The sequence below is a fragment of the Curtobacterium sp. MCBD17_008 genome (assembly GCF_003234475.1).
Taxonomy (GTDB): domain Bacteria; phylum Actinomycetota; class Actinomycetes; order Actinomycetales; family Microbacteriaceae; genus Curtobacterium.
Genome location: NZ_QKTK01000021.1, coordinates 31,929 through 49,345, shown reverse-complemented (window position 1 = coordinate 49,345; position 17,417 = coordinate 31,929). Strand labels below are relative to the sequence as shown.

Annotated in this window: 19 protein-coding genes, 3 tRNA genes and 1 rRNA gene; 18 read left to right on the top strand and 5 right to left on the bottom strand. The window is 72.1% G+C overall.

Annotated features, from left to right (window positions below):
* The 6 genes from rrf to DEI95_RS15410 all read left to right on the top strand — a co-directional run.
* Positions 1 to 106: ribosomal RNA gene (gene rrf, locus DEI95_RS15435) — 5S ribosomal RNA — on the top strand; the annotation flags it as partial.
* A gap of 154 nt (positions 107 to 260) precedes the next feature.
* Positions 261 to 1,748 (top strand): glutamate--tRNA ligase, encoded by a 1,488-nt coding sequence (gene gltX, locus DEI95_RS15430; RefSeq protein WP_110890953.1) that lies wholly within the window; start codon positions 261 to 263, stop codon positions 1,746 to 1,748.
* Positions 1,749 to 1,753: 5 nt separating this feature from the next.
* A complete protein-coding gene (locus DEI95_RS15425) occupies positions 1,754 to 2,677 on the top strand; it encodes an NAD(P)/FAD-dependent oxidoreductase (RefSeq protein WP_375342357.1) in 924 nt (307 codons plus the stop codon).
* 44 nt (positions 2,678 to 2,721) lie between these two features.
* Positions 2,722 to 2,796: transfer RNA gene (locus DEI95_RS15420), tRNA-Gln, on the top strand.
* Between the two features lie 181 nt (positions 2,797 to 2,977).
* On the top strand, positions 2,978 to 3,268 hold the full coding sequence (locus tag DEI95_RS15415; protein ID WP_110826119.1) for a zinc ribbon domain-containing protein: 291 nt from the start codon (positions 2,978 to 2,980) through the stop codon (positions 3,266 to 3,268).
* A 109-nt stretch (positions 3,269 to 3,377) separates the two neighbouring features.
* On the top strand, positions 3,378 to 4,010 hold the full coding sequence (locus DEI95_RS15410; RefSeq protein ID WP_111060786.1) for an MBL fold metallo-hydrolase: 633 nt from the start codon (positions 3,378 to 3,380) through the stop codon (positions 4,008 to 4,010).
* On the opposite strand, the gene DEI95_RS15405 is transcribed toward DEI95_RS15410, so the two are convergent.
* A complete protein-coding gene (locus DEI95_RS15405; RefSeq protein ID WP_111060785.1) occupies positions 3,947 to 4,822 on the bottom strand; it encodes a DUF72 domain-containing protein in 876 nt (291 codons plus the stop codon). The genes DEI95_RS15410 and DEI95_RS15405 overlap by 64 nt on opposite strands.
* A gap of 103 nt (positions 4,823 to 4,925) precedes the next feature.
* Between DEI95_RS15405 and DEI95_RS15400 the strand changes: the two genes are divergently transcribed.
* The 5 genes from DEI95_RS15400 (at position 4,926) to DEI95_RS15380 (ending at position 6,636) form a co-directional block, all read left to right on the top strand.
* Positions 4,926 to 5,001 (top strand) — tRNA-Glu (locus tag DEI95_RS15400).
* A 33-nt stretch (positions 5,002 to 5,034) separates the two neighbouring features.
* A tRNA-Glu gene (locus DEI95_RS15395) sits at positions 5,035 to 5,110 on the top strand.
* Positions 5,111 to 5,201: 91 nt separating this feature from the next.
* Positions 5,202 to 5,666: a CrcB family protein gene (locus DEI95_RS15390; RefSeq protein WP_111060784.1), complete on the top strand. Its 465-nt coding sequence runs from the start codon at positions 5,202 to 5,204 to the stop codon at positions 5,664 to 5,666.
* On the top strand, positions 5,663 to 6,037 hold the full coding sequence (gene crcB / locus DEI95_RS15385; protein ID WP_111060783.1) for a fluoride efflux transporter CrcB: 375 nt from the start codon (positions 5,663 to 5,665) through the stop codon (positions 6,035 to 6,037). Before DEI95_RS15390 ends, crcB begins: the two co-directional genes overlap by 4 nt.
* The gene (locus DEI95_RS15380) at positions 6,034 to 6,636 is read left to right on the top strand and encodes a histidine phosphatase family protein (protein ID WP_111060782.1); all 603 of its coding nucleotides are present in this window, start codon (positions 6,034 to 6,036) and stop codon (positions 6,634 to 6,636) included. The genes crcB and DEI95_RS15380 overlap by 4 nt, the downstream gene beginning before the upstream one ends.
* Before the next feature lie 44 nt (positions 6,637 to 6,680).
* On the opposite strand, the gene DEI95_RS15375 is transcribed toward DEI95_RS15380, so the two are convergent.
* Complete coding sequence (locus tag DEI95_RS15375) at positions 6,681 to 7,118, bottom strand: GNAT family N-acetyltransferase (protein ID WP_111060781.1); 438 nt, start codon at positions 7,116 to 7,118, stop codon at positions 6,681 to 6,683.
* Between the two features lie 92 nt (positions 7,119 to 7,210).
* Complete coding sequence (locus tag DEI95_RS15370) at positions 7,211 to 8,278, bottom strand: FUSC family protein (RefSeq protein WP_111060780.1); 1,068 nt, start codon at positions 8,276 to 8,278, stop codon at positions 7,211 to 7,213.
* Positions 8,279 to 8,423: 145 nt separating this feature from the next.
* Between DEI95_RS15370 and leuC the strand changes: the two genes are divergently transcribed.
* The 6 genes from leuC to DEI95_RS15340 all read left to right on the top strand — a co-directional run bounded on the left by leuC (position 8,424) and on the right by DEI95_RS15340 (position 15,012).
* Positions 8,424 to 9,875, top strand: a complete 1,452-nt coding sequence (leuC, locus tag DEI95_RS15365; protein WP_110826127.1) for a 3-isopropylmalate dehydratase large subunit — start codon at positions 8,424 to 8,426, stop codon at positions 9,873 to 9,875.
* Positions 9,875 to 10,471 (top strand): 3-isopropylmalate dehydratase small subunit, encoded by a 597-nt coding sequence (gene leuD / locus DEI95_RS15360; protein WP_110826128.1) that lies wholly within the window; start codon positions 9,875 to 9,877, stop codon positions 10,469 to 10,471. Before leuC ends, leuD begins: the two co-directional genes overlap by 1 nt.
* The gene (gene murA, locus DEI95_RS15355) at positions 10,471 to 11,838 is read left to right on the top strand and encodes a UDP-N-acetylglucosamine 1-carboxyvinyltransferase (RefSeq protein WP_110826129.1); all 1,368 of its coding nucleotides are present in this window, start codon (positions 10,471 to 10,473) and stop codon (positions 11,836 to 11,838) included. The genes leuD and murA overlap by 1 nt, the downstream gene beginning before the upstream one ends.
* Before the next feature lie 46 nt (positions 11,839 to 11,884).
* Positions 11,885 to 12,715, top strand: a complete 831-nt coding sequence (locus DEI95_RS15350; protein ID WP_258367625.1) for a 1-acyl-sn-glycerol-3-phosphate acyltransferase — start codon at positions 11,885 to 11,887, stop codon at positions 12,713 to 12,715.
* A 106-nt stretch (positions 12,716 to 12,821) separates the two neighbouring features.
* Complete coding sequence (locus tag DEI95_RS15345) at positions 12,822 to 13,835, top strand: NAD(P)H-dependent glycerol-3-phosphate dehydrogenase (RefSeq protein ID WP_110890960.1); 1,014 nt, start codon at positions 12,822 to 12,824, stop codon at positions 13,833 to 13,835.
* A gap of 31 nt (positions 13,836 to 13,866) precedes the next feature.
* On the top strand, positions 13,867 to 15,012 hold the full coding sequence (locus tag DEI95_RS15340) for a D-alanine--D-alanine ligase family protein (protein ID WP_111060779.1): 1,146 nt from the start codon (positions 13,867 to 13,869) through the stop codon (positions 15,010 to 15,012).
* Positions 15,013 to 15,024: 12 nt separating this feature from the next.
* Here DEI95_RS15340 and DEI95_RS15335 read toward each other — a convergent pair whose 3' ends face one another.
* Positions 15,025 to 15,507 carry a DUF3515 family protein gene (locus DEI95_RS15335; protein ID WP_110890943.1) on the bottom strand — a complete coding sequence of 161 codons (483 nt, stop codon included), beginning with the start codon at positions 15,505 to 15,507 and terminating at the stop codon, positions 15,025 to 15,027.
* Between the two features lie 144 nt (positions 15,508 to 15,651).
* Here DEI95_RS15335 and thiL point away from each other — a divergent pair, with 144 nt between their 5' ends.
* Positions 15,652 to 16,635, top strand: coding sequence for a thiamine-phosphate kinase (thiL, locus tag DEI95_RS15330; protein ID WP_111060789.1), 984 nt, complete (start codon positions 15,652 to 15,654; stop codon positions 16,633 to 16,635).
* Positions 16,636 to 16,808: 173 nt separating this feature from the next.
* On the opposite strand, the gene DEI95_RS15320 is transcribed toward thiL, so the two are convergent.
* Complete coding sequence (locus tag DEI95_RS15320; protein ID WP_110826160.1) at positions 16,809 to 17,372, bottom strand: RsmD family RNA methyltransferase; 564 nt, start codon at positions 17,370 to 17,372, stop codon at positions 16,809 to 16,811.
* Positions 17,373 to 17,417: the final 45 nt, after the last annotated feature.

The following is a 17,417-nucleotide window of genomic DNA, read 5'->3' as shown; positions in this document are numbered from 1 at the left end:
TAGCGAGAGGGAAACGCCCGGTCACATTCCGAACCCGGAAGCTAAGCCTCTCAGCGCCGATGGTACTGCAAGGGGGACCTTGTGGGAGAGTAGGACGCCGCCGGACTTCTTTTCACAGAACGATCGAGCCCCTGACCGGGTGAGTAGTAATGCTCACCCCGGTCAGGGGCTCTTTCGCGTCCCCAGCCGCATCCTCGACGCAGGGGCGTCGCCCCCGACACCGATCGGCAGGGGAGCGCCACGGTAGGATCGACGGCGTCATGACAGCGCCATTCTCCTCAGCCACCGGTTCCGACGTCCGCGTCCGGTTCTGCCCGTCGCCCACCGGAACGCCGCACGTCGGCCTCGTCCGTACCGCCCTGTTCAACTGGGCGTACGCGCGGCACACGGGCGGCAAGCTCGTGTTCCGCATCGAGGACACCGACGCCGCTCGGGACAGCGAGGAGTCGTACGGTCAGATCATCGAGGCGCTCCGCTGGTTGCGGCTCGACTGGGACGAGGGCGTCGAGGTCGGTGGCCCCCACGGCCCGTACCGGCAGTCGGAGCGCACGGACGTCTACGTCGACGCGATCGCGCGGCTCAAGGACGCCGGCCACGTGTACGAGTCCTTCGTGACGCCCGAGGAGATGGAAGCGCGGAACCGGGCGAACGGGCGGGACCCGAAGCAGGGCTACGACAACCACGAGCGCGACCTCAGCGACGCCGAGCGTCAGGCCTTCCGCGACGAGGGCCGGGAGCCGGCGCTGCGTCTGCGTGTGCCCGACCGTGACCTGGGCTTCCAGGACCTGGTGCGTGGCGACATCACCTTCCCGCAGGGCTCGTTCCCGGACTTCGTCGTGGTCCGGCCGAACGGCAAGCCGCTGTACACGTTCACGAACCCGCTCGACGACGCGCTGATGGGGATCACCCACGTCCTCCGCGGGGAGGACCTGCTGTCCTCGACGCCGCGGCAGATCGCACTCTACGAGGCGCTCCACGAGATCGGGATGGCCGACTTCATCCCGCAGTTCGGGCACCTGCCCTACGTCATGGGTGAGGGCAACAAGAAGCTCTCGAAGCGGGACCCGGAGTCGAACCTGTTCCACCACCGGTCGAACGGGATGGTGCCGGAGGGGCTCGTCAACTACCTCGCGCTGCTCGGCTGGTCGATCGGTCCCGACCGTGACGTGTTCTCCGTCGACGAGATGACCGCCGCGTTCGAGGTCACCGACGTGAACCCGAACCCGGCACGGTTCGACCACAAGAAGGCCGAGTCGATCAACGGCGACCACATCCGTCTGCTCGACGCGGCGGACTTCCGCGAGCGTCTCAAGCCGTACCTGACCGCGTACCTCGACGAGCCGGCGACACCGGAGCAGGAGCGTGTCCTCGCCCTCGCGGCACCGCTCGTGCAGGAGCGCATGCAGCTGCTGAGCGAGGCGCCTGCGATGCTCGGCTTCCTGTTCACGTCGGACGCGGACCTCGTGGTGGAGGACGACGCCCTCGCCTCGCTCAAGGGCGACCCCGTGCCCGTCCTGCAGGCCGGCATCGAGGCGCTCGACGCGCTCGAGAGTTGGGAGACCACGGCGATCGAGCAGGCGCTGCGTGGGGCGTTGATCGACGGACTCGGGCTCAAGCCCCGTGTCGCCTTCGGTCCGCTGCGCGTCGCGGTGTCCGGGCGACGGATCAGCCCGCCGCTCTTCGAGTCGATGGAGATCCTCGGCAAGGCGTCGACGCTCGCGCGACTGCGCTCCCTCGCGGCCCGCTGACGGCCGTGTACGACGTCGTCGTGGTCGGCGCGGGTCCCGCGGGGCTCAGCGCCGCGCTGAACCTGGTGCGGGCCAAGCGGACCGTCCTGCTCGTCGACGCGAACCGGCCCCGGAACGCGGCGACCCTCCGATCGCACGGGTTCATCACACGGGACGGCATCTCGCCCCTCGAGCTCCGGCGGCTCGGTCGCGAGGAGGTCGCCGGGTACCCGGAGGCCACGGTCACGCAGGCCGTCGTCGACCGGCTCGGGCGCGACGGTGACGTGTGGCGGGTGCACGGCAGCTGGCGGGGGACGGACGTGGACGCCGCTGCGCGGGCGGTCGTCCTCGCCACGGGTCTCCGTGAGGCGTTCCCCGCGCTGCCGTCACTCCGCGCGTTCTACGGCACCGACGTGCACAGCTGTGTGGAGTGCGACGCCTACGACAAGGCCGGGCAACCGCTGGCCTTCATCTGTGAGACGGACGACGTCGTCGACCGCGCGCTGCTCGTCGGCGCGTGGACGGACGACCTGGTGGTGTACACGAACGGTGTGGCGCCCGTGACCGGCGAGGGTCGCACGCGACTCGAACGCGCGGGCATCCGTGTCGACGACCGACCGCTGGCCGACCTCGAGGGCGACCGCGACGGGATGACGGGTGTGCGGCTCGCGGACGGGCACGTCGAACCGCGCTCGGGCGCCTTCGTCCGCCCGGTGTGGCACGCGGACCTCGACTGGGTCGACGCCGACCTCGACCGGGACGAGCAGGGCCTGGTGCGGGTGGACCGGCTCGGTCGGACCGGCGCACCCGGGCTGTACGCGGTGGGAGACATCACGCCGCCGGGACCGGAACAGCTCATCGTCGCGGCCGGTCACGGGGCGTCGACGGCCGCTGCGGTGCACCGCGACCTGGTGGGTGGTCTCGAAGACCTCCGGGATGCTGTACAGTAGTTGATCGTGCCCCGGACAACGGGGCGCAGGACCGCAGGGTCCGATGGGGTATGGTGTAATTGGCAACACAGCGGTTTCTGGTACCGTCGTTCTTGGTTCGAGTCCAGGTACCCCAGCCAGCAACGTGATCGAAGGCCCCCGGGAAACCGGGGGCCTTCGTCGTTCCCGGGCTCGGCTGCGTGTTCGATGCGCCCGTCCACACCACGACCGGCCCATCATGGGCGGAACAGCACGCGCCACGCCCGGACGCCGACGACGTCGTCGGAGGCGTCCGGCGACCGACCACCGACAGGGGACGTCATGATCATCTTCGGCAGCCGCACCAGGAGCGCCCTCGCCGGCGTCCTCTTCTTCGCCTGTGCCCTCTGCGGATCGACCGCCGCACAGCGCCTGCACCGCCTCCGCACCTGGTTCACGCTCTTCTTCGTGCCGGTCTTCCCCTTCGGACACGGCCGCTACGTGCTCCAGTGCTCGTACTGCGGCGGACAGTCCGCCATGCCCCGCGACGGTGCGGAACGCTTCATCGCAGACGCCGAGCACGCCCAGGCTGCACACGCCGCCCAGGAGACCCTGCCGCCGGACGCCCGGTAGGGACCAGGCCGGGCGTCCGCGGAACAACCGGTGACGCGGGGAGCCGGGAGTCCGTCGGCCCGGCGACAGGCCGGACCCTGCGCGTGCAGGGCGGCGTACGCTCGTCGCCATGTTGGTCACGAAGCTCGAGCACGCCTGCCTCGTCGTCGAGGAGGACGGCGCCCGTCTGGTCATCGACCCCGGCGCCTTCACCCGCCCCGTCGAGGTGCCGGGCGTGGTCGCCGTCGTCGTCACCCACGAGCACCCGGACCACGGCACCGCCGAGCAGGTGGCCGGCATCCTCGAGCGCAACCCGGGCATCCCCGTGTTCGGCCCGGCCGGTGTCGCCACGGCGTTGGCCGCGGTCGTCGCCGTGGACGTCGTGACCGCGGGGGAGGCCCGGACCGTCGGGCCGTTCTCCCTCACCTTCCACGGGACGCGACACCAGCTCATCCACTCGTCCGTCCCGGTGGTCGACAACACCGGGGTGTTCGTCAACGGGGTGCTGTTCCACCCGGGCGACGCCTACATCGACCCGGGCGTGCCGGTGGAGCTCTTCGCGACGCCCGTCGGCGCACCGTGGCTCAAGATCGGTGAGCTCATGGACCACCTGGCAGCGGTGGCACCGCGACGCGCCGTCCCGATCCACGAGGCCACGCTCTCGGACATCGGGCTCGCCGGGCACACCGACCGGGTCCGTCAGGTCGTCGAACCCGCGGGCGAGGTCGTCCCGCTGGCGCCGGGGGAGTCGCTCCGGGTCTGAGGGCGGCCGACGAGCCGGGCGAGGCCGAGTGCGTCCCAGGGGGCGTGCCGTTCCGCGTCGTTGTCGAAGAAGACCCACACGTCACGGCCCGCCTCGTCGTGACGGCGGACGGTGCTGGCCCAGTCCGCCAGGGCCTCCGGTGCGTAGCCGTCGTGGTACGTGTGCGGCGCTCCGTGCAGACGGAGGTACGCCAGGGGCGCGTCCGTGTCGTGGACGAACCGGGGGAAGTCCCCGGCGTGTGAGTCCACGAGCGCGACCCGGTGCCGGCGGAGCACCGCGAGGTGCTCGGGCGTGACGGCGTCCGGCGACCGGACCTCGAGCGCGTGGTCGATCCGCAGCCTGGCGTGCTCCGTCGTCGTGGCGGGCTCGGCGACCTTGGCGTCGTGCCCGGTGGCGAGCGTGGCGGCGTCACCGTGCGAGCGGGGCAGGGCCGCCAGGAACGCGTCGAGGACCTCCGGCGTGGGCACGACCTGCTCGGGCAGCTGCCAGAGCACCGGACCGAGGGCCGGACCGAGCTCGAGCGGACCGGAGGCGAAGAAGTTCGCCAGCGCGGTGTCCACGTTCCGGAGCCGCAGCATGTGTGTGAGGTAGCGGCCGCCCTTGAGTGCGAACCGGAAGCCCTCCGGGACGGCCGCCCGCCAGGCGCGGTACCGGGACGGACGCTGCAACGAGTAGAAGGAGCCGTTGACCTCGACGGCCGGGAACCGCTCACCGACGTGCTCGAGCCAGCGTCGTTTCGCCAGGCCCTCCGGGTAGAAGTCGCCGCGCCACGAGTCGTACTGCCAGCCGGACAGGCCGATGCGCACCGTCATCGACCCACCGTATGCCCCGGTCGGGCCGGCGACACACCGGGACGGACGGGCTCGTTTTGGCGCTCGCTCACACCCTGTGCCATACTTGTCGAGTTGTCGGAACGGCCCCATCGTACAGTGGCCTAGTACGCCGCCCTCTCACGGCGGTAACGCGGGTTCGAATCCCGCTGGGGTCACCACGAGTGACACACTCCGAACCGACACATCGCCGCGGCCCCATCGTATAGCGGCCTAGTACGCTGCCCTCTCACGGCGGTAACGCGGGTTCGAATCCCGCTGGGGTCACCAGCACGAAGGCCCCCACCCGTCCGGGTGGGGGCCTTCGTCGTCCCGCCCGGCAGCGGGTGCAGCCGGGGTGCGAGTGGGCAGGAGACGACGGATGGACGGACGACCGGCGGGACGGCCGCCGCACCTGCGCGCCGGACTCATCGCGTTGGTCGCCCTCGGTGGAGCACTCGGCACCGCGGTCCGGGCCGTGCTCGCCGCCGTGCTGCCGCCCGTCGACGGCATCAGCTGGACGATCCTCGCGATCAACGTCGCCGGGGCGTTCGGTCTCGGTCTGCTGCTCGAGCACCTCGCACTGTCCGGCCCCGACGTCGGACGTCGGCGGACCGTCCGGCTGTTCGTGGGGACCGGGGTGCTCGGCGGCTTCACGACCTACAGCACGCTGGCGGACGACACCGCTCGGCTCATCGACGTCGGGCGCTGGGGAGCCGGCGCCGGCTCCGCGCTGCTGACCGTGCTGCTCGGCCTCGCCGCGGTGGTCGCCGGGACCGCCCTCGCCGCCGGGCTCCGGCGGCGTGCCACGGCGTCGGCGGGGCCGGGGACGGGGCCGGCGCGGTGACGGCCGTGGGACTCCTGCTCGTCGCGGCGGGCGGCGGTGTCGGAGCCGCACTGCGGTTCGTCCTGGACGGACTGGTGAAGGCGCGGGTGCGGCGGTTCCCGCTCGGCACGATGCTCGTCAACGTCACCGGGTCGTTCGTCCTCGGACTCGTCACGGGGCTCGGTGGAGCCGGGACGATCGCCGTCCCGATGGTCACCGTGCTCGGGACGGGCATGATGGGTGGGTACACGACGTTCTCGACGGCGAGCGTCGAGACCGTGCAGCTCCTCCGATCCGGCAAGACCCGGCTCGCCGTCCTCAACGGCCTCGGCATGCTCGTCGTCTCGGTCGGCGCTGCTGCGCTCGGCCTCTGGCTCGGAAGGAACTCATGACCTCGGAACGCCCCGGCGAACTCGTCCTCGTCCGTCACGGAGAGACGGAGTGGTCGAAGAGCGGGCAGCACACCGGCCGCACGGACATCCCCCTCACGGCGAACGGGGAGGCCCAGGCGGAGCGTGCCGCCCGGTACCTCGCCGACCGCGAGTTCGCGTTGGCACTGTCCAGCCCGCTGACACGTGCGCGCGAGACCGCCCGCATCATCGGCGTCGACCCGGACCTCGACGAGGACCTGTACGAGTGGGACTACGGCGCCTACGAGGGCCTCACGACGCCGCAGATCAAGGTGCAGCGGCACGGTCCGTGGGACCTGTGGACCGACGGGGTCCCGGCCGGTCACACCCCCGGCGAGAACGCCGCCGAGGTCCGGGTCCGCGTGGAACGGGTCATCAACCGGGCGCGGCCCGTCCTGGCCGAGGGACACGACGCGATCGTCGTCGCCCACGGCCACGTCCTCCGCGCCCTCGGTGCGGCCTGGATCCGGCTCGCCCCGCAGGACGGTGCCGTGCTCAAGCTCGGGACGGCGACGGTCAGCACCCTCGGCTACGAGCACGGCCGCCCCGTCATCGACGCCTGGAACATCGAGCCGCGCTGAGCACGGCGGACGGCGAGCAGCCGACCGCGGACAGCGGTCCGCGCTCAGCCGTCCGTGCCGAGGACGACCGCCATGCCGAGGCTCGGCGCCACGTCCTCGAACCCGAGTGACCGGTAGAGGCGCTGCCCGGGCGGGTCCCCGATGAGCGAGACGTAGGCGCCCTCCGGGGCCCGCTCGCGCACGTCCGCGACGAGCCACTCGACGACGGTCCGTCCGAGCCCACGACGCTGGTGCCCGGGGTCGGTGGCGATGTCGACGACGTGGAAGTACCACCCGCCGTCGCCGATGACCCGGCCCATCGCGACCGGTCTCCCGTTCTCGTCGACGACGTGACACGCCGACCACGCGCCGTCGATCGCCGGCGCGCCCTGTTCGGCCGTCACCGGTGTCAAGCCGGAGTCGCGTCGGAGGCGCAGGTAGTCCTCGAGCGGCGGTGCGGTGGGCAGCAGCGTGTAGGTCCCGGGCGTGGCGATGTCGTCCATGCGCCCATCGTGCCGCACGCGCCGGGCGTGCCGGACCTGCCCTGCGCCGCCCGGGAGGCCCGGTACGGGACCGTCGGGACGACCGCGGTCCGTCAGATGGTCCGGATGCTGCTGGTCGCGCCGAGCGGACGACCGCGCCGCCGCTCGACCGCGCGCCCGACGGCGAGGAGCACGAGGCTCACCAGCGCGCCGAGGAGGGTCTGGCCGATCCGGTCGAGTGCGAGGAGCGTCGGCGCTTCGGGCACGCTGAGCCACGAGACCGCGAGGGCGAGCGGGGTGAGGAACAGCAGGCAGACGGCGTAGTTCCGGGCGACGAAGACCTCGGCCCCGAACTGTCCGACGACCGCGATCACGACGATCCACCAGGCCGAGGGCTCGAGCAGCAGGATCCCGACCGCGATCACCGTGCCGCCGACCGTGCCCACGACGCGCTGGACCGCGCGCGAGACGGTGTGCCGCTGCCGGAGCGCGGGCAGCGTCGACACGACGGCGATGACCGCCCAGTACGGGTGCCCGAGGCCGGGCAGCGCCTCGGCGAGGGCACCGGCAGCGAGTGCGCCGACGACGTTGAGCGCGACCGTCTCCCAGAGGGCCGAGGTCCGGAGGACCGCGAGGGAACGGTGCTTGCGGTCCGCGAGCGGGCGGAAGCGGTGCGGCGCGTGCGGGTGCAGGACCAGCCGGAACGCGGCGCCGGACATCGCGACGAGCCACGCCCAGGCCACCGCGCAGAGGATGACCGTCGCCACGAGGGGCAGGTCGGACGGACGCACGGGCACGAGCGCGGACACCACGAAGGCGAACACCGGGAAGATCGGCTGTGCCGGGATCGCCCGGAGTGCCGTCAGTGTGCCGACCGCGCCGACGATGACGACGACGAGCCCGACTCCCTGCAGCCAGAGCGGCGCGCCGAGGAGGGCGACGGCGATGCCCGCCGCCATGCACACGACCTGCATCGCGCCGGCGACCCCGGTCGTCACGGCGCGCTGTCGGTAGGGCTCGGTCGCGCCGAAGATCGCCGTGAACCCGGCGAACACCGCGAAGGCGGCGTACTGCGGCAGGCCGAGCGCGATGAGGAGTGCCAGCGGCACCCCACCGGCGATCGCGGCGCGGGCCGCGCCCTCGAGGTTGGTGGTGCGGGTCGAGTGCGCGGGCGTCGTCATGTCCCCGCCATCCTCTCACCGCGACGGGTGTCGGGGACCGCGGGGCGGGCCTCCCGGGCGTCGTCGCGATTGGTATACCAAGCTGCTACCATGCTCGGACGACGCCGTGACAGCGGGGTCGGAACGCGGATGAGGAGGCACGGGCATGGGCAGGACGCTCGCCGAGAAGGTGTGGGACGACCACGTCGTCGTCAAGGGTGAGGACGGCAACCCGGACCTCCTCTACATCGACCTCCACCTGGTGCACGAGGTGACGAGCCCGCAGGCCTTCGACGGCCTGCGGCAGGCCGGTCGTCCGGTGCGACGCCTGGACCTCACCATCGCCACCGAGGACCACAACACCCCGACGCTCGCCATCGACCGGCCGATCGCGGACCCGACCAGCCGCACGCAGATCGAGACGCTCCGCCGCAACTGCGAGGAGTTCGGCGTCCGCCTGCACTCGCTGGGCGACAAGGAGCAGGGGATCGTGCACGTGGTCGGTCCGCAGCTCGGACTGACCATGCCCGGCATCACGGTCGTCTGCGGGGACTCGCACACCTCGACGCACGGGGCCTTCGGCGCCATGGCGTTCGGCATCGGCACGAGCGAGGTCGAGCACGTCCTCGCCACGCAGACGCTGCCGCTCAAGCCCTTCAAGACGATGGCGGTGACCGTCGAGGGCACGCTGCGCCCGGGCGTCACGGCCAAGGACATCATCCTGGCGGTCATCGCGCAGATCGGCACCGGCGGCGGACAGGGCTACGTGCTCGAGTACCGCGGCTCCGCGATCCGGGCGCTCTCCATGGAGGGCCGCATGACGATCTGCAACATGTCGATCGAGGCCGGTGCCCGTGCGGGCATGGTCGCCCCCGACCAGACCACGTACGACTACGTCCAGGGCCGCGACCACGCCCCGACGGGCGCCGACTGGGACGAGGCCGTCGCGTACTGGGACACCCTCGCGACCGACGACGACGCCGTGTTCGACGCCGAGGTCTTCATCGACGCGGACGCCCTCGAGCCCTTCGTCACCTGGGGGACGAACCCCGGTCAGGGCGTCTCGCTGTCCGACTCGGTCCCGTCGCCGTCCGACTTCACCGACCCGAACGACCAGGCCGCGGCCTCCCGAGCCCTCGAGTACATGGACATCGCCGCCGGGACGCCGATGAAGGACATCGCCGTCGACGCCGTGTTCATGGGCTCGTGCACCAACTCCCGCATCGAGGACCTGCGCGCCTTCGCGTCGGTCATCCGCGGGCGTCAGAAGGCGCCGGGCGTGCGGGTGATGGTCGTGCCGGGGTCCGCCCGGGTGCGCCTGGAGGCCGAGGCCGAGGGCCTGGACCGGGTGTTCACCGAGTTCGGTGCGGAGTGGCGCTTCGCCGGCTGCTCGATGTGCCTCGGCATGAACCCGGACCAGCTCGCGCCGGGGGAACGCTGCGCCTCGACCTCGAACCGCAACTTCGAGGGGCGGCAGGGCAAGGGCGGCCGGACCCACCTGGTCTCGCCGCTCGTGGCCGCGGCGACCGCTGTCCGCGGAACGCTGTCGAGCCCGTGGGACCTGGAAGAGGACGACGCCCGCCTGGCCGTGCCGGCGACGGCTGGAGGGAACAACTGATGGAGAAGATCGGCACCGTCACCGGGATCGCGGCACCGCTGAAGCGGTCGAACGTCGACACCGACCAGATCATCCCCGCGGTCTACCTCAAGCGGGTCACGAAGACCGGGTTCGAGGACGCGCTGTTCTCCGGTTGGCGCCAGGACCCCGACTTCGTGCTCAACCAGCCCGCCTACCAGGGCGCGAAGGTCCTGGTCGCCGGCCCGGACTTCGGCACCGGGTCCTCCCGCGAGCACGCGGTGTGGGCGCTGCGCGACTTCGGGTTCCGCGTGGTCGTCTCACCCCGTTTCGCGGACATCTTCAAGGGCAACGCCGGCAAGCAGGGCCTGGTCACCGCGATGGTGTCCGAGCCCGAGATCGAGCGGATGTGGGCGGCGATCGAGGCCCAGCCCGGGATCGAGGCGACCGTCGACCTGGCGACACAGCGCGTGTCGATCGGCGACATGGACGTGGCTTTCGAGATCGACGCTTACACTCGTTGGCGGTTGATGGAAGGGCTCGACGACATCGGGCTCACCCTCCGTGACGAGACCTCGATCACGGAGTTCGAATCCCGCCGCTCCCGTTGGCGGCCGAAGACATTGCCGGTGAAGTAGTGAACTCTCTCGTACAGGACGCAGCAGCTGCAGGGGCGCGCGTCGGGTTGAAGTCGGACGAGATCGTCATCCGGGGCGGCAAGCCGCTCGTGGGACGCATCGAGGTCCGCGGTGCGAAGAACCTGGCGACCAAGGCCATGGTCGCTGCGCTCCTCGGCGACACCCCGTCGATCCTCAAGGACGTCCCGGACATCTCCGACGTCAAGGTCGTGCGCGGCCTGCTCGAGGTGCACGGTGTCCGCGTGACGGACCCCGCCCGTGGCGAGCTCATCCTCGACCCCTCGCGCGTCGAGTCGGCGCACTTCGCCGAGATCGACGCACACGCCGGCTCGAGCCGGATCCCGATCCTGTTCTGCGGTCCGCTGCTGCACAAGCTCGGCGAGGCGTTCATCCCCGACCTCGGCGGCTGCCGCATCGGTGACCGCCCGATCGACTTCCACCTCGACGCGCTGCGTGCCATGGGAGCCGTCGTCGACAAGCAGGTCTCGGGCATCCACATCACGGCCCCGAACGGCCTCAAGGGCGCGAACATCGAGCTCCCCTACCCGAGCGTCGGCGCGACCGAGCAGGTCCTGCTCTCGTCCGTCCTCGCCGAGGGCACCACCGAGCTGCGGAACGCCGCGATCGAGCCCGAGATCATGGACCTCATCGCGATCCTGCAGAAGATGGGCGCGATCGTCACGGTCGAACCGAGCCGCACGATCTTCATCGAGGGCGTCAAGTCGCTCCGCGGGTACACGCACCGTGCGATCAACGACCGCAACGAGGCCGCGAGCTGGGCCTCCGCCGCGCTGGCGACCAACGGCGACATCTTCGTCGAGGGCGCCAAGCAGCAGGAGCTCATGACGTTCCTCAACGTCTTCCGGAAGGTCGGCGGCGGATTCGACATCCAGGAGGACGGCATCCGGTTCTACCGCGAGCTCGACGTCCTCAAGCCCGTCGTCATCGAGACCGACGTGCACCCCGGTTTCATGACCGACTGGCAGCAGCCCCTCGTCGTCGCGCTCACGCAGGCCGAGGGCCAGAGCGTCGTGCACGAGACCGTCTACGAGAACCGCTTCGGCTTCACCGACGCGCTCAACGAGATGGGTGCCGACATCGTCGTGCACAAGGAGGGCCTGCCCGGCCACGACCGTCGCGTCGCCCGTCGTCCCTTCGAGCAGGCCGCTGTCATCACCGGCCCGACGAAGCTGCACGGTGCGAACGTCCGCGTCCCGGACCTCCGCGGCGGCTTCAGCCACCTCATCGCGGCGCTGACCGCGGAGGGCGAATCGCACATCACGAACGTCGGCATCATCAGCCGCGGGTACGAGCACTTCATCCCGAAGCTCCGCAAGCTCGGCGCGGACTTCGACTTCGCCGGCTGACGTGGCGGAGCAGCACGACCACGGCGGCACCGGTGACGGTGCCGCCGTGGCACGACCGACGACCGGGCCCGACGCGCTGGAACTCCCGCAGGTGGGACACCCCGGAGAGGTCCGCACGGGCCTCCCGGTCCCCGGTCGGCGGTGGCGACGCGGCGAGCTGAACCGGGCCTTCCGGATCACCGGGTCCGTCGTGATCCCGACCATCCGGTTCGCCTCCGGCTACCGCTGGCACGGCCCGAACCGGTTGCCGGAGGAGGGGGCGTTCGTCCTCGCCCCGAACCACTACACGAACATCGACCCGCTCGTCGTCGGCACGACCGTGTGGCTGCACCGTCGGTCGCCGCGGTTCCTCGCGAAGGCCTCGCTGTTCCGCGTGCCGGTGTTCGGCAAGCTCATGAGCGGCATGGGGCAGATCCCCGTCGAGCGCAACGGCCGGACCCGCCTGAACGACCCGCTGAAGGGCGGCAAGGGACTCGTGTCGAACGGCGGCGCGGTCATCGTCTACCCCGAGGGCACGCTCACCCGTGACCCGGACCTGTGGCCGATGCGCGGCAAGACCGGGGCGGCGCGGATCGCCCTCGAGAACGACGTCCCGCTCATCCCGATGGCCCACTGGGGCACGCAGCGGATCATGGCGCGGTACGGCAAGAAGCTCCGCCTGTTCCCGCCGGCGAAGGTCGACATCGTCTACGGCGAGCCGCTCGACCTGTCGCGGTGGCGTGGGAAGCCGGTCGACCAGCAAGCCCTCACCGAGGTGACCGCGCTGCTCATGGAGCGCATCACCGCGCTGCTCGAGGGCCTCCGCGGTGAGCAGGCGCCCGCCGAGCGCTGGGACCCGACCGCGAACAAGCAGAAGGAGACCGGCAAGTTTGAGTGACGCAGCCGACCGGACCAGCGCGCCCGGCCTCCGCCCGCACGACGACCACCCGGACCCCTCCGTCGCAGCCCGCGGCGCCGTGGACACCGCCGCGATCCGCGTCGTCATGCAGTCGACCGACAAGCCACGGGTCGCCGTGATCGGTGCCGGCAGCTGGGGGACCACGTTCGCCAAGGTGCTCGCCGAGGGCGGGGCCGAGACCGTGCTCTGGGCCCGGCGTCCCGAGGTCGCGCGGGAGATCACCGAGACGAAGCGGAACTCGGAGTACCTGCCCGGCATCAACCTGCCGCGGACCCTCACCGCGTCGACGTCGCTGGCAGCGGTGCTGGCCGGTGCCGAGCAGGTCTACGTGTCGGTGCCGTCGCAGACGCTGCGCTCGAACCTCGCCGCCATCCGCGAACTCCTGCCCGCGGATGTGCCCGTCGTGAGCCTCATGAAGGGCGTGGAGAAAGCGACCGGCCTGCGGATGAGCGAGGTGCTCCTCGACGGCCTCGGCATCGACCAGGACCGCATCGCCGTCGCGAGCGGACCGAACCTGGCGCTCGAGATCGCCCGCCGGCAGCCCACCGCGGCCGTCGTGTCGTCGTCCAGTGCGGACACCGCGACCGCCGTGGCAGCCGTGGCGACGAACCCGTACTTCCGCTCCTTCATCAACACCGACGTGATCGGCACCGAGTTCGGCGGGGTCCTCAAGAACCTCATCGCGGTGGCGATCGGCATCGTCGACGGTGTCGGGTACGGCGAGAACACCAAGGCGTCGATCATCACCCGCGGCCTCGCCGAGATGACCGAGTTCGCGGTGTCGCTCGGCGCGCAGCCGTCGACGCTGTCCGGTCTCGCGGGCCTCGGCGACCTCATCGCCACCTGCCAGTCACCGCTGTCGCGCAACAACACCGCCGGGCGCCTGCTCGGGCAGGGGTACCGGTTCGACGAGGTCGTGCGGCAGATGAACCAGACCGCGGAGGGCCTGGCCTCGGTCGCGCCCATCCTCGAGCTGGCCCGGGCGAACGGCGTCGACATGCCCATCGTCGGACAGGTGGGCGAGGTCCTCGCCGGTAGGCTCGATCCGCGCAACATCGCGCCGCACCTCACGGAGACCGACGAGCCCCAGGGCGAGTGACCGGTCCCGGTACCCACCGCTTGGAGCGTCCATGAGCAGCACCGCGCCCGCATCCGAACCGACCGACGCCGAGCGCACGCCGAGCGGCACCGACGCGCGGACCACCGTCGCCGTGCTCTTCGGTGGCCGGTCGAGCGAGCACGAGATCAGCTGCGTGACCGCCGGCGGCATCATGGACGTCGTCGACCGCGACCGGTACGACCTGCTGCCGATCGGCATCACGAAGGACGGGGCGTTCACGCTCCAGGCGGACGACCCGTCGGTCTGGGCACTCCGGGGTCAGGAGCTCCCGACCGTGCCGGACAACGGCACCCGCGTCCGTTTCCCGCTCTCCGGCGACTCCCGCGGGTTCTCCGTCGAACTGCCGGACGGCTCGGTCGAGTCGCTCGGGGACGTCGACGTCGTCTTCCCGATCCTGCACGGACCCTTCGGCGAGGACGGCACCGTCCAGGGCCTGCTCGAGACCGCCGGCCTGCCCTACGTCGGCGACGGCGTCCTGGCGAGCGCCCTGGCCATGGACAAGCACGTCGCGAAGGCGGTCCTCGAGCACGCCGGGCTCCGGGTCGCCCCGTGGACGACGGTGCTCCGTCGGCAGTGGCAGGCCGATCCGGTCGACGTCGCCGAGACCGTCGCCGCGCACGGCTTCCCGCTGTTCGTGAAGCCCGCACGCGCCGGGTCGAGCATGGGCGTCTCACGCGTCGACGACCCCGCTCAGCTCGGTGCGGCGATGGACCTCGCCTTCGAGCACGACAGCAAGGTCATCGTCGAGCCGCGGGTCGTCGGCCGCGAGGTCGAGGTCGCCGTGCTCGAGGGTCGTGACGGCGTGCCGCGGACGAGCCTGCCCGGGGAGATCGTCGTCGCCGAGGACGGCTTCTACGACTTCGCCGCCAAGTACCTGGGCGGTGACGAGCAGCTGCTGTGCCCGGCCCCGCTCACCGAGGCGGAGACCGACGAGATCCGTTCCGTCGGAGCGCGTGCCTTCGAGGCGATCGGCGGCGCCGGGCTGGCCCGTGTGGACTGCTTCCTGACGGACGACGGCTTCGTCGTGAACGAGGTCAACACCATGCCGGGGTTCACCCCGTTCTCGATGTACCCGCGCTGCTGGGCGGCGTCGGGGCTGCCCTACCCGGAACTCGTCGCGGAGCTCATCGAGCTGGGACGCGCCGCGGTCCGCTGAGGACCGTCCGGGTCAGTCGACGTCCTGCGGGTCGAGGCAGCGGTGGCCGTCCTCCGGCAGCCGTGACACGGCGTCACCGAGGTCCTGCAGGGCGTCGCTCGTCGCGCGGGAGGTGTCGATGACGACCTGGACCGCGGGGGACCGGCCGAACGTCGTGTAGACGACCTCCTTCCCCCGGTCGTCGCGGATCCAGTCCACGGAGCCCTGCGAGAAGCACGGCAGGTCGGAGACGGTCGGCACGGCGACACCGCAGTGGTAGAGCACGGCGGAGGGGGACCCCCACGCCGCCGTGGCCTGTGCGGAGGTGTTGCGGAGCGCCAGGGTGTCGTTGACGACCGCGGGCAGGCGGACCTGGGCATCGGCACACGCGGCCGCGTCCGCTGCGGGAGCGGGCTCCATGCGGACCGCGTTCGTGCAGCCGGACAGCCCGGCCACGACCGCCGCCGCGGCGAGCACGGTGGCGATGATGCGGGGTCCTCGGCGCGCGGTGTCCATCGGCGTCCAGGCTACCGTTCTCGTGTGGACGCGACGCACGACGAGCACCAGCACGAGCACCGCACCGACGGTTCCGACGGCGCCGACGGGCGGGCGACCGCCGGAGCACAGCGCACGACCGTCGGAGCGCTCGGCGAACTCGCGGTGCTCGAGCGGGTCACGCGACGCCTCCCCGCCGGGTCCCCGGTCCTCGGGCCCGGGGACGACTGCGCCGTCGTCGCCGCCCCCGACGGCCGCTTCGTCGTGACCACGGACATGATGGTGCACGGCCCGGACTTCCGGTGGGCGTGGTCCTCGCCCGAGGACGTCGGCTGGAAGGCCGCCGCCACGAACCTCTCCGACGTCGCCGCGATGGGCGCCGTGCCCTCCGGTCTCGTCGTCGCGATCGCGGCTCCGCCGGACACCCAGGTCGCGGTGCTGGAGGGCGTCGCGGACGGGTTCCGACTCGCCGTCGACGCCCTCGCTCCGGGGTGCGGGGTGGTCGGCGGCGACCTGTCCACGTCGGCGACGTTCTCGCTGACCGTCACCGCGTTCGGGGACCTCGGAGGGCGGGACCCCGTCGTCCGGTCCGGTGCCCGGGTCGGTGACGTCCTCGCTGTCTCCGGGGAGCTCGGCGCCGCCGCCCGCGGCCTGGCCCGGCTGTTCCGGGACGGCGTCGACGCCGCGGGAGAGCCCGACGTCGAGCGGGTCCGCGCGAGCGGGGCCGACACGGATCCCGACGTCGCCCGGCAGCGCCGCCCGGTCCCCCCGATCGCCGACGGTCCGCTGGCTGCCGCAGCCGGTGCGACGGCGATGCTCGACCTGTCCGACGGGCTCGCGATCGACGCAGGGCGCCTCGCACGGGCGAGTGGCGTGACCCTGGAACTCGACCCGGCCGAGGCGTCGGCGCCCGACGGGGTGGTGGACGAGGTCGCGCTGCACGGCGGCGAGGACCACGGGCTGCTGGCGACCTTCCCGGTCGGGACGCGCCTGCCGGGCGGCTTCCGCCGGATCGGCGTGGTGCGCGAGCGCACGTCCCACGCGGGAGCGGACCATGCGGAGCGGTCTGTGGACCTGGTCCGTGGCGGGACGCCCGTCCCGACGACGGGGTGGGACCCGTACGCGGACTGGGACGGCGTCGCGGGCTGAACGCACAAGCGGACCCGCGACCGCAGCCGGACCCGCGACCGGAGCCGGACCCGCGACCGGAGCCGGACCCGCGACCGGAGCCGGACCCGCGACCGGAGCCGGACCCGCGACCGGAGCCGGACCCGCGACCGGACCGGCGCGGACCGGTGCCGGACCATGGAGCGGCGGTAGCCTCAGTCCGCGTCGGCCACGGCCTCCCACGCCACGGTGTCACCCCACGAGCGTTTGCTGAACCGGGTGAGCCCGGCCGGCCACGTGGGCTCGGGGGAGCGGGTGCCGCGTTCGACGACGACGACCGCACCGGGCGTCACGCGTGACACGAGGGCCTCGAGCACGTCGGTGACCTCGGACTCGGCGACCTCGTACGGCGGGTCGATGAAGACGAGGTCGAACGTCTTCGCCGTCCCCCGCAGGTACCCCAGTGCGGGCTGCGCGTGGACGTCGATGCGGACACCAGGCGCGCGCTTCTGCACCGCGCGCGCGTTCTCGCGGCAGGCGGCCGCCGCGGACGCGGCGCGGTCCACCAGGGACACCTCGACCGCACCCCGGGACGCGGCTTCGAGGCCGAGCGCACCGGTTCCGGCATACAGGTCCGCGACCGAGGTGTCGTCGATGAGCCCGCGCGACTCGAGGGAGGAGAACAGCGCCTCGCGCACACGGTCGCTCGTCGGTCGGGTGCCGGACTTCGGCACCCGGAGCGTCGTGGACCCGGCGGCGCCGGCGATGATGCGCGTCATGCTGCCACCGTAGCGGGCCGCGGCGGCGACCCCGGCGTCCTCCAC

Bases quoted from the DNA above. Each gene is read 5' to 3' on its own strand.
- gltX (WP_110890953.1), top strand. From the start codon at position 261: ATGACAGCGCCATTCTCCTCAGCCACCGGTTCCGACGTCCGCGTCCGG.
- DEI95_RS15415 (WP_110826119.1), top strand. From the start codon at position 2,978: ATGATCATCTTCGGCAGCCGCACCAGGAGCGCCCTCGCCGGCGTCCTC.
- DEI95_RS15410 (WP_111060786.1), top strand. From the start codon at position 3,378: ATGTTGGTCACGAAGCTCGAGCACGCCTGCCTCGTCGTCGAGGAGGAC.
- DEI95_RS15405 (WP_111060785.1), bottom strand. From the start codon at position 4,822: ATGACGGTGCGCATCGGCCTGTCCGGCTGGCAGTACGACTCGTGGCGC.
- DEI95_RS15390 (WP_111060784.1), top strand. From the start codon at position 5,202: ATGGACGGACGACCGGCGGGACGGCCGCCGCACCTGCGCGCCGGACTC.
- DEI95_RS15380 (WP_111060782.1), top strand. From the start codon at position 6,034: ATGACCTCGGAACGCCCCGGCGAACTCGTCCTCGTCCGTCACGGAGAG.
- DEI95_RS15375 (WP_111060781.1), bottom strand. From the start codon at position 7,118: ATGGACGACATCGCCACGCCCGGGACCTACACGCTGCTGCCCACCGCA.
- DEI95_RS15370 (WP_111060780.1), bottom strand. From the start codon at position 8,278: ATGACGACGCCCGCGCACTCGACCCGCACCACCAACCTCGAGGGCGCG.
- leuC (WP_110826127.1), top strand. From the start codon at position 8,424: ATGGGCAGGACGCTCGCCGAGAAGGTGTGGGACGACCACGTCGTCGTC.
- leuD (WP_110826128.1), top strand. From the start codon at position 9,875: ATGGAGAAGATCGGCACCGTCACCGGGATCGCGGCACCGCTGAAGCGG.
- DEI95_RS15345 (WP_110890960.1), top strand. From the start codon at position 12,822: ATGCAGTCGACCGACAAGCCACGGGTCGCCGTGATCGGTGCCGGCAGC.
- DEI95_RS15340 (WP_111060779.1), top strand. From the start codon at position 13,867: ATGAGCAGCACCGCGCCCGCATCCGAACCGACCGACGCCGAGCGCACG.
- DEI95_RS15335 (WP_110890943.1), bottom strand. From the start codon at position 15,507: ATGGACACCGCGCGCCGAGGACCCCGCATCATCGCCACCGTGCTCGCC.
- DEI95_RS15320 (WP_110826160.1), bottom strand. From the start codon at position 17,372: ATGACGCGCATCATCGCCGGCGCCGCCGGGTCCACGACGCTCCGGGTG.